Source organism: Pseudomonas piscis, from assembly GCF_009380155.1.
In the GTDB taxonomy this organism is placed as follows: Bacteria; Pseudomonadota; Gammaproteobacteria; order Pseudomonadales; family Pseudomonadaceae; genus Aquipseudomonas; species Aquipseudomonas piscis.
This window is the reverse complement of record NZ_WHUV01000007.1, coordinates 273,281-287,743: the sequence shown is the minus strand read 5'-3', so window position 1 is coordinate 287,743 and position 14,463 is coordinate 273,281. Positions and strand designations below refer to the sequence as shown.

Below are 14,463 nucleotides of genomic sequence, written 5' to 3'. Positions count from 1 at the left end.
GCCGGCAGGCCAATCCCCCCAGCCCCCGGATTCAGTGGTCCTGCTGCCTCTCGAGCTGGCTCGCCCCCCCTGGTCGGCGCCACCACCTCCGCCGCTGCCCTGCCGCTCTTGCCTAGCGGGCCTAGACTTCAACTCTCGGCCTGGCGATACGCCGGCTGCCCGTTCTTCATGGATGAAAGCGCACTGTCATGAATCCACGGCAAAAGGTCCTGGTGGTCGATGGGGCCAAGGAAGTACGCGCCCTTGTAGAAATCACTCTCGGCCGGATGCGCCTGCACACCCGCAGCGCCAGCACCTTGCAAGAAGCCCGCGACCACTTGAGGCAAAATCGTTTCGACCTGTGCCTGACCGACCTGCATCTGCCGGACGGCTGCGGCCTGGAACTACTGAGACACATCCGCCAGGACCACTCCCGTGTTCCGGTGGCCGTACTCAGCGACGATACCAGCCAGCAGACCGCTGCCAGTGCCTTGCAGGCCGGAGCCTGCGATCTGCTGCACAAACCCCTGGATCTCAAGCATCTACGAGAGCTGGTCGGCAACCGCCTCAAGCCACCTGTGCCCCGGGAAACCTCGGCAAGCAAGCAACTGCTGGGCAACTCACCAGCAATGGCCGACCTGCGCCGCCAGATCACCAAGCTGGCGCCTAGCCAGGCAGCGGTCTACATCAGCGGCGAATCCGGTAGCGGCAAGGAACGGGTCGCCCGCTTGATCCACGACCTGAGCCCCAGGGTCCGGCGACCGTTCATTGCGGTCAACTGTGGAGCCATCCCTTCGGAGTTGATGGAGAGCGAATTCTTCGGTCACCGCAAAGGCAGCTTCAGTGGGGCCATGGCGGACCAGCCCGGGCTGTTCCTGGCCGCACGGGGCGGCACCCTGTTCCTCGACGAAGTAGCCGAACTGCCGCTGGCCATGCAGGTGAAACTCCTGCGTGCCTTGCAGGAAAAGTCCGTACGGGCAGTGGGTAGCCAGACAGAGGAAGCGGTGGACCTCAGGATTTTGTGTGCCACCCACCAGGATCTGAAGCAGCAGGTGGAAGCCGGACGCTTCCGCCAGGATCTGTACTATCGCCTGAACGTCATCGAACTACGGGTTCCACCCCTGCGCGAGCGCCATGCCGATATCAACCTGTTGGCCCGGCATATCCTGCAGCGCTTGGCCATCGACAGCGGCCAGACGGTAGCCCAGCTGCGCCCGGAAGCACTGCAGGCGCTGGAGGCCCACGACTTTCCCGGCAATGTGCGAGAACTGGAAAACCTGCTGGAACGGGCACAGATTTTCCGCGAAGGACCATGGATAGAAGTGGCGGACCTCGGCCTGCCCTGCGCCAGCCGAGCGGAAAGTCTCCCGCATCCAGCCGCGACCGCGTTCGATCTGGCGCTACACCTGCAACAGGTGGAGCGCCAGTTGCTGCTCCAGGCGCTGGAAGCATGCCGCTGGAACCGCACGGAGGCGGCTCGCCGGCTAGGTCTGTCGTTTCGCTCGATGCGCTATCGCTTGAAGAAACTGGGACTGGACTAGACGCGCGCCTCGATGCGTCCCGCAGGAGCATATGGCTGTGGGTCGATGATCGGCTGGTTGCCCAACAACAGGTCGCAGAACAATTGGCAGGAAGCCGGAGCCAACACCAGGCCGTTACGGTAATGCCCGCAGTTGAGCCACAAACCGTCGAATCCGGGAACCTGTCCGATGTAGGGAATGCCTTCAGGAGAGCCCGGACGCAAGCCCGCCCAATGCCCAACCACCTCTGCGTCCGCCAGGGCCGGGATCAGCTCGACGGCCGACGCCTTGAGGCTATCCAGGGCAGAGGCGGTCGGAGTCTTGTCGAAACCTTCATGCTCCAGGGTGCTGCCCACCAGGATATGCCCATCGCGCCGGGGAATCGCATAGCGTCCCTTGGCCAGGACCATGCAAGACAAGAAGTCGGCGGCGCACTTGTACAGGATCATCTGTCCCTTGACCGGCTCCACCGGCAACGCCAGCCCCAGGCTGGACAGCAACTCACCGCTCCAGGCCCCGGCACAAAGCACCACTTGGTCCGCCCTCAACTCGCCCAGGGCGCTGTGCACACCCACCACTCGCTGCTCGTCCCGGATAAACCCCGTGACCGGGCATTGCTCATCGATATGCACATTGGGCAGGGCCTGCAACGCCGCCTTGAGGGACTTCACCAGGCGCGGATTACGCACATTGGCCACATTGGCCATGTAGATCGCCTGCTGATAGCCGCTCCCGAGTACCGGCACCGCATCATGCACGGCGCTGATGTCCACCTGGCTCAGCGGCCGCCCCTCACGCCGCGCCCACTCCAGGGCCGGGGCCTGGTCTTCCAGGTCCAACCAGTAGAGGCCGGTGGTATGCACCTCGGGGTCGATCCCGGTATCGCCGAACAATTGCCCGGCAAGCTGCGGATAAAAATCCTGCGACCAGTGGGCCAGTGCGGTGACCGCCGGGCTGTACCGCCAGGGATAGAGCGGGGAAACGATCCCGCCACCGGCCCAGGAAGACTCACACCCCAGGTCAGAGCGCTCCAGGAGCCGCACTTGCTGCCCCTTGGAAGCCAGGTTGTAGGCGGTGAGCAGGCCGATCACCCCGCCTCCGATCACCAGCACTTGCTGTTGCTTAGCCATGGATGGTTCCAATCAATGAGAAAGACAGTGGGCGCCTGGGCTCCCGAAACAGGTACTCAGCGGCCCCAGCAGTCCTTGGTCGTCACCCCATCGGCCTGGCCTGCCAGGCCGATCGCCCCGGCCTGGTCGAGGCTGAAGCTGCCGCACTTGTCGGCCGCCATCAGGCCATCGGCCTTGGGCACTGCCGTCAGCGAGAATCCGCTATCGGTCAGGGTTGCACTGAGGCTGTAGTAGTCATTGCCCGTGCTCAGGCCGGGTGCATTGCTATAGACCCCGGCCGAGGCGTGATGGCGCTCGAGTAACTGTGCCTGCTCGGTGAGCAGCACCGTGACTTCACTGCGGTGAGGCTTCCTCATGTACTCAGTGATGCTGGGAAGGCTCAAGGTGAGGACCAGACCGATGATCGCGATCACGATCATGATTTCGATCAGGGTAAGACCTTGGTTGGATCTGCGCATGGTCAAGAATCTCGCTTACTGGATTTGTCGCCACAGGATGCGCCGGCCAGCGGCATCGGGGCGCTGCAAGGGGGGCTCGATGGCGCCGCCTCGAGGCTCCCGGGAGACATTGTCAGACTGGCCCGGCATCGGGGCGCCGAGCATCTTACCGCCGAACACAGGTACATCGGGCAAATTCCCGCCATCGATATTGCTGCAGCAAGTCTCCGGCTGCGGCGGCGACAACAGCGTCATCCCTTGCGCCATCGCCAGATCATCAGCCAGCACCTGGGTAGTAGCCGCTGGGCACAGCCCCCACAGCAGGCCGCCCAGGGCCAGCAGGCTGCTGCGCCAACGTCCGCGATCCGCGTCAGTATTTGGCATAGATGCTTTCCAGCACGCTGCGTGCCTGGCCAGCCAGGCCGATGGCCGTCACTCGATACAAGGTGGCCGTAACCTCTTCGGGCAATCGGACCGCCCCCTTGACGAGCCCCAGGTTCTGCACCGCGTAATAACCATCGACCGTTGCCACCCAGCGCACTCCGGAACTTACGTTCCAGCCAGCATCGACCACCAATGACGACTCGCCAGGGGGAGCGCACCGCACTGGCGTCGCACATACCGGCCAGGCGCCCCCCTTGCGCACTTGCGCCTCGCCCAGGCGCAATGCCGTCTCGGCGGCCTGGAAGGCACGATGCTGCTGGGCCAGGCTGGCGGCCATCCGCTCCTGCAAGGTGGCATTCTGCATGGCTGAAACACCGATCATCGTCAACAGCGACAGGAACAACAGGCTGGCCAGCAAGGCCATGCCTCGTTCGAAGCGCAAACCGGGCAGCGACTGCATCAGGACAACCTGTTGCGCAAGGCCGCCACGAGAGTGAACTCCTGGGGCCGGACGGCACCACTTGGGTCGCTCAAGGTCAGGCGCAGCCGTACGCTGAGGATCAATGCGGGGTCGCCAGGCTGGCGGCTATAGCCTGCCAGGACATTGTCCGTAGCCGAGCGGGCCAGGCCAAAACCGACGTCGAAGGACTGGACGTTGTCCAGCAGCACCATCTGTTGTTGCTCAAGGCCGGTACCGAACAGCAACTGCTGGTTCCTGAAGCGGTAGGACACCCGGCGCAAGGCGAACACCTGTTGCCCCTCACCGGCTTTTCGAGCTCCCGAATAGACTACTGCCTCCTTCCGGCAGTCGGTGACCAGGCTCCAGGTCGGCGCGCCATCGACCTCTCCTGCATCGACGGTCACCAGGCTCAGCCTCTGCTCCGTGTCACTCCAGTGAATTGGCGTTGCCGCCAAGCGAGAAAAACTCCCACCCTCACTGGCATCGCGAATCCTCTTCAGGCAACCAGAGAATCCAGCCATGCGGATTTCCCGGAGCATCTTGCTCAGGACGAAACGCGCCTCTTCTTGCTGGTAGGCCGAGGCACCCTGGCTGAGATAGGTCTGCTTGGCCGCCATGAATACCCGACTCGCCCCGAGCATCAACACCAGGCTCAGCAACAGCACCATCATTACTTCCACCAAGCCGAAACCCCGACTCCAACGATTCACGGCGTACCATCCGAGGCTATTGCCAGCCGGCTGCCAAGCATCAACTCACGCGGCTGCCCGCCGGAACCCGAGGCACGCGAATCATCCCAAGTGATGTGAACGATGTAGAGGCCCTGGCCGGCATCGACGCGGCCCCGGGCATCGACACCAGCGAAATTCGCAACATCACTGGCGAAATCCGCCAGGTCCTGGGCTCGCAGGCCGCCTGAAGCCGCCTCCCCCGGCTTGGCCTGGAGAACATCCGACTGGGTACTGGTTCGAATCCGCTCGAGCATGCCGTGGGCGATGAAGCTCGCCTGGGTACTCATCCGTGCGCTATCGGTGTACTGCAACGCCTTGAGCTGCACCGCCGCAGCCCCCAGCAAGCCCAAGGCGAGGACCAACAACGCCACCAGGACCTCGACCAGGGTCATGCCGAACTCGCTTCCTGCTCCTTTCATCCGAAGTTCTTCCGATCCGTGGAGAGCGACATACCAGGCTCGATCAGCCTCGCCGCCTCTTGAGGTTAGCCGGCAATGGAGCGCGGTTTGGTATCTGGTACACCCGGCAACACATTGCCGGGATTGGCCCGGGGCCAGGTGCCAATGGTCGGCAATTCCTTGTAAGCAAATTGACCATCTAACCTGGGAACGCCCGGGCTATAACAAACGAGTCCTTGAATCACCAAGGGCCGCGCACGTATAGCGTGAAGTTGTGTTTCCAAGGAGGGAGACGCCATGCAACAGAAAGGCTTCAGCTTGCTAGAACTCCTGGTCACCCTGGCCTTGCTGGCGATCCTGCTGCCTCTGTCCGGCACCGGACTCGGCCAACTGCTGCAATCGAATCGACAATTGGATACTGCTCGAACCCTCGCCAGCGACCTGCGCAACGCCCGGGCGGCAGCCATCCTGCAACGTCATACGGCCCTGGTACACGGGCTGGACGGTGACTGGAGCAAGGGTTGGCGAATCATCCTTGATGCCAGCGGCAAGGGGCCGGACGATCCGGAAAATCCCCTGCTGATAGAGCGTCGGCATGCCGGGCACGTGCAGATAATAGGCAATCGCCCGGTGCAGCAATTCGTGCGCTTTGGCGTTCTGGGCAACCCATTGCTGCCCACGGGCGCCTTCCAGGCCGGCACGCTGCACATCTGCCAGAAGGGTCGAGGAGACAGCCGCCACCAGGTGGTGCTGTCGCGTAGCGGTAGGATCAGCCTGCGCAGCGACATCGCCGAGCAGGCCCTGTGCATGAGTGCAGGATGATCAGAGCAGGGAACGGACCCGCAGTTCCTTGGGCATGGAGAAGGTGATGTTCTCTTCACGGCCGGCCAACTCGTCGGCACCGGTGGCGCCCCAGGCTTGCAGCTGCTGGATCACGCCACGTACCAGGACTTCCGGAGCCGAGGCGCCGGCGGTGATACCGATGCGCTCGACGCCATCGAACCAGTTGCGTTGCAGGTCCTCGGCGCCATCGATGAGATAGGCCGGGGTGGACATGCGCTCGGCCAGCTCACGCAGGCGATTGGAGTTGGAGCTGTTGGGGCTACCCACTACCAATACCACGTCGCACTCGTCGGCCAGTTGCTTGACGGCGTCCTGGCGGTTTTGCGTGGCGTAGCAGATATCGTCCTTGCGCGGCCCGCCAATGGCCGGGAAACGAGCACGCAAGGCGTCGATCACCCGGCTGGTGTCGTCCATGGACAAGGTGGTCTGGGTCACGAAGGCCAGTCGCTCGGGATTCTGTACCTGCAGCTTGGCGACGTCGTCCTCATCTTCCACCAAGTAGATGGCGCCGCCGTTGCTGGCGTCGTACTGGCCCATGGTGCCTTCGACCTCCGGATGACCAGCGTGGCCGATGAGGATGCATTCCCGACCATCACGGCTATAGCGCGCGACTTCGATATGCACCTTGGTCACCAACGGGCAGGTGGCGTCGAATACCTTGAGGCCGCGACCGGCCGCTTCGCTGCGTACAGCCTGGGATACGCCGTGGGCACTGAAGATGACGATGACATCGTCCGGCACCTGGTCTAGCTCCTCGACGAAGATCGCCCCGCGATTACGCAGGTCCTCGACGACGAACTTGTTATGCACCACTTCGTGCCGGACATAGATCGGGGGCCCGAAGACCTCCAGGGCGCGATTGACGATTTCGATCGCCCGGTCCACACCGGCGCAGAAGCCACGGGGGTTGGCGAGTTTGATTTGCATGCTGTGCCTCGTGTCTTGCGCGCAAGGAATAATCATGGCAACCGCTTCGCGGTTGATCGCAAGCAAGCCCGCCCCCGCAAGAACACCGAGGTTCTTGCGGGGGCGGGCTCGCCCGTGATGCGGTTAAAGCGCCTTGACGTCGATGATCTCGACATCGAAGGTCAGGGTCTTGCCGGCCAGCGGATGGTTGAAATCAACGGTGACCTGGGCGTCATCGAAGCTTTTGACCACGCCGGGCAATTCGGTGTTCGCCGCATCGTTGAAAATCACCAGCAACCCCTCCGACAGCTCCATGTCCTGGAACTGCGAACGGGGAATCACCTGCACGTTCTGCGGGTTTGGCTGGCCAAAGGCGTTTTCCGGCTCGATGGTCAGGTTACGCTTGTCCCCTGCCTTGAAGCCGAACAGCGCCGCCTCGAACCCTGGGAGCAGGTTGCCATCGCCAACCTTGAAGGTCGCCGGGGCCTTGTCGAAAGTACTGTCCACCGTGTCACCGTTCTCCAGGCGCAATGCGAAATGCAAGGTGACTTCGGTGTTCTGGCCGATACGTTGTCCAGCCAATACCTGTTCAGTCATGAACGGTTTCTCCGGTTTTCTTACTCTTGAACATATCCAGGGCCAGCATCACGGCACCGACGGTAATAGCGCTGTCGGCGAAGTTGAATGCCGGGAAGTACCAGCGGTTCTGCCAGTGCACCAGGATGAAATCGATCACATGACCCAGGACGATACGGTCATACAGGTTGCCCAGGGCACCACCGAGCACCAGGGCCAGGGCGATGGCCAGCCAGGTTTCGTTACGCCCCAGGCGCTTGAGCCAGACCACCAGCACCGCGCTGACCACGATGGCGATCAGGGCGAACAGCCAGCGCTGCCAGCCCGAACCATCGGCCAGGAAACTGAAGGCGGCACCGGTGTTGTAGGCCAGGGTCCAGCTGAAGTAGTCGGGAATCACCACGATCTGCTGGTACATGGTCAACGAGTTTTCGAAGTGCAGCTTGCTGACCTGGTCGATGACCAGGACCAGCACGCTCAGCAACAGCCAGCCCAGACGACCGAAACGGCCTGCGGCATTAGGCATAGTGACGGACCTCGCCTTCACCGCTGATGTTATCTACGCAGCGACCGCAGATCTCCGGATGCTCAGGGTGGACGCCGACATCTTCACGGCAATGCCAGCAACGGGCGCACTTGGCGAAGCTCGACTTGACCACTTTCAGCTTGAGACCGCTGACCTCGGTGGCTACCGCGTCCGCCGGAGCCTGCACCAGGGGCGCGACACTGGCGGTGGAGGTGATCAGCACGAAGCGCAGCTCATTGCTCAGCTTGGCCAGGTCGGCAGACAGCGCGTCCTCGGCGTACAGCGTCACTTCGGCCTGCAGGTTGCCGCCCACCGCCTTGGCGGCACGCTGGTTCTCCAGTTCCTTGTTGACCGCGACCTTGACCGCCATGATCCGCTCCCAGTAGGTGCGATCCAGCTCGAAGCCTTCCGGCAGCTCGCTCAGCCCCTCGTACCAGGTGTTGAGCATCACCGACTCGTTGCGCTCGCCCGGCAGGTATTGCCACAGCTCGTCGGCGGTGAAGGCCAGGATCGGCGCGATCCAGCGCACCAGCGCCTCGCTGATGTGGAACAGCGCGGTCTGGCAGGAACGACGGGCCTTGCTGTCGGCGCCGGTGGTGTACTGGCGGTCCTTGATGATGTCCAGGTAGAAACCACCCAGCTCCTGCACGCAGAAGTTGTGCACCTTGGAGTAGACGTTCCAGAAGCGGTACTCGCCGTAGTGCAGCTCCAGCTCACGCTGCAGCAGCAAGGTGCGGTCCACGGCCCAGCGATCCAGGGCCAGCATGTCTTCGGCCGGCAGCAGATCGGTGGCGGGGTTGAAGCCGCTCAGGTTGGAGAGCAGGAAACGCGCGGTATTGCGGATCCGCCGGTAGGCGTCGGCACTACGCTGCAGGATCTGGTCGGATACCGCCATCTCGCCGGAGTAATCAGTGGCCGAGACCCACAGGCGCATGATGTCGGCACCCAGGGTGTTGTTGACCTTCTCCGGCTCGATGGTATTGCCCAGCGACTTGGACATCTTGCGCCCGCTCTCGTCCACGGTGAAACCGTGGGTCAGCAGTTCGCGATACGGCGCGTGGCCGTCGATGGCGCAACCGGTGAGCAGGGAAGAATGGAACCAGCCACGGTGCTGGTCGGAACCTTCCAGGTACAGGTCGGCACGCGGGCCAGTGGCGTGGCCGATATCGTGGGAGCCACGCAGCACATGCCAGTGAGTGGTGCCGGAATCGAACCAGACGTCCAGGGTGTCGGCGATCTTGTCGTACTGGCCAGCTTCATCGCCGAGCAGCTCGGCGGCATCCAGCTTGAACCAGGCTTCGATGCCTTCCTGCTCGACACGCTTGGCCACTTCTTCCATCAGCTCGACGGTGCGCGGGTGCAACTCGCCGCTTTCCTTGTGCAGGAAGAACGGGATCGGCACGCCCCAATTGCGCTGGCGGGAAATGCACCAGTCCGGACGGTTGGCGATCATCGAGTGCAGGCGCGCCTGGCCCCAGGCCGGCACGAACTGGGTGTTCTCGATAGCCTGCAGGGCACGCTCGCGCAGGGTGTCGCCGGCCACCGGCTGCTTGTCCATGCCGACGAACCATTGCGCGGTGGCGCGATAGATCAGCGGAGTCTTGTGACGCCAGCAATGCATGTAGCTGTGGCTGATGGTCTCGGTGTGCAACAACGCACCGACTTCGCTCAACTTGTCGACGATGGCCGGGTTGGCCTTCCAGATGAACTGGCCACCGAAGAACTCCAGGGAAGGTGCGTACACACCATTGCTCTGGACCGGGTTGAGGATGTCGTCGTTGACCATGCCGTAGCGCTTGCAGGTCACGAAGTCGTCTTCACCGTAGGCCGGCGCGGAGTGAACCACGCCGGTACCGGCGCCCAGCTCCACGTAGTCGGCCAGGTATACCGGCGACAGGCGATCGTAGAACGGATGGCGGAAATTGATCAGCTCCAGGGCAGAGCCGGGGGCCGTGGCGATCACCGAACCTTCCAGGCCGTAACGGGCCAGGCAGGACTCCACCAGCTCCTCGGCCAGGACCAACAGGCGCTCGCCGGTATCCACCAGGGCGTAGTTGAACTCCGGATGGATGTTCAGGGCCTGGTTGGCCGGGATGGTCCACGGGGTGGTGGTCCAGATCACGATGGCTGCGGGTTTGGCCAGCTTGGCCAGGCCAAAGGCGGCGGCCAGCTTGTCCTCGTCGGCGACCGGGAAGGCCACGTCGATGGTGGCGGACTTCTTGTCCTGGTACTCGACTTCCGCCTCGGCCAGGGCCGAACCGCAATCGAAGCACCAGTTAACCGGCTTGAGGCCCTTGAACACGAAGCCACCCTTGACCATCTCCGCCAGGGCACGGATTTCTCCGGCCTCGTTGGCAAAGTTCATGGTCTTGTAGGGATTTTCCCAGTCCCCCAGCACGCCCAGGCGAATGAACTCGGTCTTCTGGCCTTCGATCTGCTCGGAAGCGTAGGCACGGCACAGCTCGCGAGTCTGGTCCGAGGTCAGGTTCTTGCCGTGGGTCACCTCGATCTTGTGCTCGATCGGCAGGCCGTGGCAGTCCCAGCCCGGTACGTAGGGCGCGTCGAAGCCGGACAGGGTCTTGGAACGAACGATCATGTCCTTGAGAATCTTGTTCAGCGCGTGACCGATGTGGATCTTGCCATTGGCATAGGGAGGACCGTCGTGCAGAACGAACTTGGGACGATCCTTGCCAATCTCGCGCAACTTTCCGTACAGGCCAATGCTGTCCCAACGCTGCAGAATCTGTGGTTCGCGCTGAGGCAGGCCGGCCTTCATTGGGAAGGCGGTGTCCGGAAGGTTTAACGTGGCTTTATAGTCGGTCATTTAAGGCTCTTCATTAGCGATTGGCGCTATGGATACGTGCAACTTGGGCACGGGCGGCGGCAACATCCGCATTGATCGCCGTCTTCAACGCCTCCAGGGAGGCGAAACGCTGCTCTTCACGCAGCTTTTGGTGGAAAACCACCGTCAAACGCCGGTCGTACAGGTCACCGGCAAAATCTAGAAGGTGAATCTCCAGGTGGGCCTTGCCATCACCTGCGACCGTGGGCCGGACGCCGATGTTGGCGACTCCGGGCCAGGCCTGGCCATCGATATCGACACTGACCAGGTAAACCCCGGAAAGCGGTACGCGACGGCGTTTCAACTGCACGTTGGCAGTGGGGGTGCCCAGCTGGCGCGCCAGCTTCTGCCCATGCAGGACCCGACCGGCAATCCGGAAGGGGCGACCGAGCAGACGCTCGGCAAGATCGAAATCGGCAGCGGCCAGGGCATTGCGGACCTGGGTGCTGCTGATGCGCAACCCATCCATTTCCACAGTGCGGGCCGCTTCGACGGTGAATCCGTGGGTCGCACCGGCCTGCTGCAGGAACTCGAAGTCACCGACCCGGTCGCAGCCGAAGCGGAAGTCGTCACCGACCTCCAGGTGCCGCACACCCAGGCCATCCACCAGGATTCGCTCGACGAACTCGCTGGCGCTGAGCTTGCTCAGGCGCTGGTTGAACGCCAGGCACAGAACCCGGTCGACCCCGGCTTGCGCCAGCAATTGCAGCTTGTCCCGCAGGCGGGTCAGGCGCGCTGGAGCGGTTTCGGGAGAAAAGAACTCACGCGGCTGCGGTTCGAAAATCACCACGCAGCTGGGTACGCCCAACTCGAGCGCACGCTCACGCAGCCGGTCCAGGATAGCCTGGTGACCACGGTGAACACCGTCAAAGTTGCCAATAGTGGCGACGCAGCCCCGATGCTGGGGGCGCAGATTGTGAAGGCCTCGAACCAGCTGCATAACGCGCTTCTTGCTCATAAAGTGGCCGATTATAACCACACCGGGCGGCTGACGACAGGCAGCACCGCAACCCAAAGTGATCGAACCGACAAAACCTGTGTCCACCCTGCTGCGACGACCGGATCCTCGTCAGCCCAGGGCCTTGCGATTGAAATCCCGCAGGCGGAAGCCCTGCAGGGCCAGCATGCCGAAATAGGCCACCACGCCGGCTACCACCAGAGCGCCCAGGCGCAGGAAACGCTGGAGCATATGCCCCTCGTCCCAGGCTGGCATGTAGTGCATCGCACCCAGCAGCACCGCCGACATGACTACCACGGCAACCAGCAACTTGAGGATGAACATTCCCCACCCTGGCTGCGGCTGGAACATCCGCTGCTTGCGCAGCTGGTAGAACAGCAGGCCGGCGTTGATGCAAGCCCCGCCACTGATGGCCAGGGCCAGCCCGGCATGCTTCAGGGGGCCGATCAGCGCCAGGTTCAACAACTGGGTGACCACCAGAGTGAAGATGGCGATTTTCACCGGGGTCCGGATGTTCTGCTGGGCATAGAAGCCCGGAGCCAGCACCTTGATCATGATGATGCCCAGCAAACCGATTGCGTAAGCCACCAGCGCCCGCTGGGTCATGGATGCGTCGAAGGCGCTGAATTCACCGTACTGGAACAACGATACCGTCAACGGCTCGGCCAGGATCCCCAGCGCCAGGGAGCAAGGCAGCACCAGGATGAAGCACAAGCGCAGCCCCCAATCGAGAATTCGCGAATACTCATGACGATCCTTGCTGGCGTAGGTCTTGGCCAGGGTCGGCAGCAGGATGGTCCCCAGCGCCACGCCCAGCACTCCGGACGGCAGCTCCATGAGCCGGTCGGCGTAGTACATCCAGGAGACCGAGCCAGCCACCAGGAACGAGGCGAAGATCGTGTTGATGATCAGCGAGATCTGGCTCACGGATACCCCGAGGATCGCCGGCAGCATCTGCTTCAACACTCGCCAGACCCCGGTATCGCGCAGGTTGAGGCGTGGGAGCACGAGCATGCCGATCTTCTTCAGGTGCGGCAGCTGGTACAGCAACTGTGCCAGGCCACCGGCCAGTACCGCCCAGCCCAGGGCCATCACCGGCGGATCGAAATACGGCGTGAGGAACACCGCGAAGATGATCATGCTGACATTGAGCAGGGTCGGCACGAAGGCCGGTACCGAGAAGCGGTTCCAGGTATTGAGGATGGCTCCGGCCAGGGATGAGAGGGAGATCAGCAATATATAAGGAAAGGTCACCCGCAACAGGTCCGCAGTCAGGGCGAACTTTTCCGGGGAATCGACGAACCCCGGCGCCGTGGCCCAGATGACCCAGGGCGCGGCGATCATTCCCAGGGCCGTGACCAATGCCAGCACCAGGGTCAGCAAGCCGGATACGTAGGCGATGAAGGTGCGCGTCGCCTCTTCGCCCTGCTGGGTCTTGTATTCCGCCAGGATCGGTACGAAAGCCTGGGAGAACGCCCCCTCGGCGAAGATCCGTCGCAGCAGGTTGGGCAGTTTGAAGGCGATGAAAAAAGCATCCGTGGCCATGCCGGCACCGAAGGTGCGCGCGATGATGGTGTCGCGCACGAAGCCCAGCACGCGGGAAAGCATCGTGATAGAGCTGACGGCGGCCAACGACTTGAGCAAGTTCATGAAAAGGTTTGTGCCTTGTAGATAAACAGTGGGCGAAAAGACGCCCACTTGTGCGATACTCCGCGCCGCAACAGCACAGAGCCAAAGCTCGCGAGTTTACAGGTCAAGCGCCGGAAATAAATATCCCGCCTCTACAGATCGACCACTCAGCGGAACGCATCAGCTGCCCTTGACAACACACCAACTCATCGGCATGATTCGCGGCCTATTTTGTTTGCTATTTCCCAAAAAGTCTTTCGAGGAGCTCGACGGTGGCCAACTCACCTTCCGCCAAAAAACGTGCAAAACAGGCTGAGAAGCGTCGCAGCCACAACGCCAGCCTGCGTTCCATGGTTCGTACCTACATCAAAAACGTAGTTAAAGCCATCGACGCAAAAGACGCCGAAAAAGCGCAAGCCGCTTACGTTCTGGCCGTGCCAGTTATCGACCGTATGGCCGATAAAGGCATCATCCACAAGAACAAAGCTGCTCGCCATAAAGGCCGCCTGAATGGCCACATCAAGGCTCTGAAGCTCGCTGCTGCAGCCTAAGCGACACGCTTGTTGAAAAACCGACCCAAGGGTCGGTTTTTTATTGCCTGCGATTTACCCCGCCCAGCGAGCCAACCCAGCATTCACTGGACCGACCCGCCAGCGATCAGATCACTGATGCGACCACGGCAGGATCGGAATCGCCGTCACCGCATTCTGCGGACTACCCTCGATCAACCGGTCGCTATAGACCAGGTACACCAGGGTATTGCGCTTCTTGTCGAGAAACCGCACCACCTGCATGGTCTTGAACACCAACGAGGTGCGCTCCTTGAATACTTCCTCGCCATCCTTCAGATCACCCTTGAAGGCGATCGGCCCGACCTGGCGACAGGCAATCGAGGCCTCGGCCCGATCCTCGGCCAAGCCCAGGCCGCCCTTGAGACCACCCGTCTTGGCTCGCGACAGATAACAGGTGACGCCATCGACCTTGGGATCATCGAACGCCTCGACCACGATCCGATCATTCGGCCCGACGAACTTGAAAACCGTGGACACCTGGCCAATCTCCTCGGCCGACACCATGAACGGCATCACCAAGAACAAACCCAACAATCCCTTTGCCATGCGCATGCGTTTTTTCCTTATGCCAC

16 protein-coding genes are annotated in these 14,463 nt (G+C 62.2%); 3 read left to right on the top strand and 13 right to left on the bottom strand.

Features of this window, described 5'->3' with window-relative positions; genetic code table 11:
• Positions 1-188: 188 nt before the first annotated feature.
• The gene (locus GDH07_RS30245; protein ID WP_152899685.1) at positions 189-1,520 is read left to right on the top strand and encodes a sigma-54-dependent transcriptional regulator; all 1,332 of its coding nucleotides are present in this window, start codon (positions 189-191) and stop codon (positions 1,518-1,520) included.
• Here GDH07_RS30245 and thiO read toward each other — a convergent pair.
• The 6 genes from thiO to pilV are packed head-to-tail and all read right to left on the bottom strand — an operon-like array spanning position 1,517 to position 5,060.
• Complete coding sequence (thiO, locus tag GDH07_RS30240) at positions 1,517-2,629, bottom strand: glycine oxidase ThiO (protein WP_152899684.1); 1,113 nt, start codon at positions 2,627-2,629, stop codon at positions 1,517-1,519. The genes GDH07_RS30245 and thiO overlap by 4 nt on opposite strands.
• Positions 2,630-2,685: 56 nt before the next feature.
• A complete protein-coding gene (locus GDH07_RS30235) occupies positions 2,686-3,087 on the bottom strand; it encodes a type IV pilin protein (protein WP_152899683.1) in 402 nt (133 codons plus the stop codon).
• 15 nt (positions 3,088-3,102) lie between these two features.
• Positions 3,103-3,450 carry a hypothetical protein gene (locus GDH07_RS30230; RefSeq protein ID WP_152899682.1) on the bottom strand — a complete coding sequence of 116 codons (348 nt, stop codon included), beginning with the start codon at positions 3,448-3,450 and terminating at the stop codon, positions 3,103-3,105.
• On the bottom strand, positions 3,437-3,910 hold the full coding sequence (locus GDH07_RS30225; protein ID WP_246196056.1) for a pilus assembly PilX family protein: 474 nt from the start codon (positions 3,908-3,910) through the stop codon (positions 3,437-3,439). The genes GDH07_RS30230 and GDH07_RS30225 overlap by 14 nt, the downstream gene beginning before the upstream one ends.
• Positions 3,910-4,620: a PilW family protein gene (locus GDH07_RS30220; RefSeq protein WP_343038360.1), complete on the bottom strand. Its 711-nt coding sequence runs from the start codon at positions 4,618-4,620 to the stop codon at positions 3,910-3,912. Before GDH07_RS30220 ends, GDH07_RS30225 begins: the two co-directional genes overlap by 1 nt.
• Positions 4,617-5,060: a type IV pilus modification protein PilV gene (gene pilV, locus GDH07_RS30215; protein WP_246196055.1), complete on the bottom strand. Its 444-nt coding sequence runs from the start codon at positions 5,058-5,060 to the stop codon at positions 4,617-4,619. Before pilV ends, GDH07_RS30220 begins: the two co-directional genes overlap by 4 nt.
• A gap of 276 nt (positions 5,061-5,336) precedes the next feature.
• Between pilV and GDH07_RS30210 the strand changes: the two genes are divergently transcribed.
• Positions 5,337-5,861, top strand: a complete 525-nt coding sequence (locus tag GDH07_RS30210; protein WP_053134634.1) for a GspH/FimT family protein — start codon at positions 5,337-5,339, stop codon at positions 5,859-5,861.
• Here GDH07_RS30210 and ispH read toward each other — a convergent pair whose 3' ends face one another.
• From ispH to murJ, 6 genes are all read right to left on the bottom strand, one after another.
• Entirely contained in the window at positions 5,862-6,809 is a 948-nt protein-coding gene (gene ispH / locus GDH07_RS30205; protein ID WP_152899681.1) for a 4-hydroxy-3-methylbut-2-enyl diphosphate reductase, read from the bottom strand.
• Positions 6,810-6,932: 123 nt separating this feature from the next.
• Positions 6,933-7,385: an FKBP-type peptidyl-prolyl cis-trans isomerase gene (gene fkpB, locus GDH07_RS30200; RefSeq protein WP_053134640.1), complete on the bottom strand. Its 453-nt coding sequence runs from the start codon at positions 7,383-7,385 to the stop codon at positions 6,933-6,935.
• Positions 7,378-7,890 carry a signal peptidase II gene (gene lspA / locus GDH07_RS30195; RefSeq protein ID WP_053134643.1) on the bottom strand — a complete coding sequence of 171 codons (513 nt, stop codon included), beginning with the start codon at positions 7,888-7,890 and terminating at the stop codon, positions 7,378-7,380. Before lspA ends, fkpB begins: the two co-directional genes overlap by 8 nt.
• Positions 7,883-10,714: an isoleucine--tRNA ligase gene (ileS, locus tag GDH07_RS30190; RefSeq protein ID WP_152899680.1), complete on the bottom strand. Its 2,832-nt coding sequence runs from the start codon at positions 10,712-10,714 to the stop codon at positions 7,883-7,885. Before ileS ends, lspA begins: the two co-directional genes overlap by 8 nt.
• A gap of 13 nt (positions 10,715-10,727) precedes the next feature.
• Positions 10,728-11,672: a bifunctional riboflavin kinase/FAD synthetase gene (ribF, locus tag GDH07_RS30185; RefSeq protein WP_022641088.1), complete on the bottom strand. Its 945-nt coding sequence runs from the start codon at positions 11,670-11,672 to the stop codon at positions 10,728-10,730.
• Between the two features lie 129 nt (positions 11,673-11,801).
• Entirely contained in the window at positions 11,802-13,340 is a 1,539-nt protein-coding gene (gene murJ, locus GDH07_RS30180) for a murein biosynthesis integral membrane protein MurJ (RefSeq protein WP_085597044.1), read from the bottom strand.
• A 251-nt stretch (positions 13,341-13,591) separates the two neighbouring features.
• Between murJ and rpsT the strand changes: the two genes are divergently transcribed.
• Positions 13,592-13,870, top strand: a complete 279-nt coding sequence (gene rpsT / locus GDH07_RS30170) for a 30S ribosomal protein S20 (protein WP_009050949.1) — start codon at positions 13,592-13,594, stop codon at positions 13,868-13,870.
• 111 nt (positions 13,871-13,981) lie between these two features.
• On the opposite strand, the gene GDH07_RS30165 is transcribed toward rpsT, so the two are convergent.
• Positions 13,982-14,443 (bottom strand): CreA family protein, encoded by a 462-nt coding sequence (locus GDH07_RS30165; protein WP_022641089.1) that lies wholly within the window; start codon positions 14,441-14,443, stop codon positions 13,982-13,984.
• Positions 14,444-14,463: the final 20 nt, after the last annotated feature.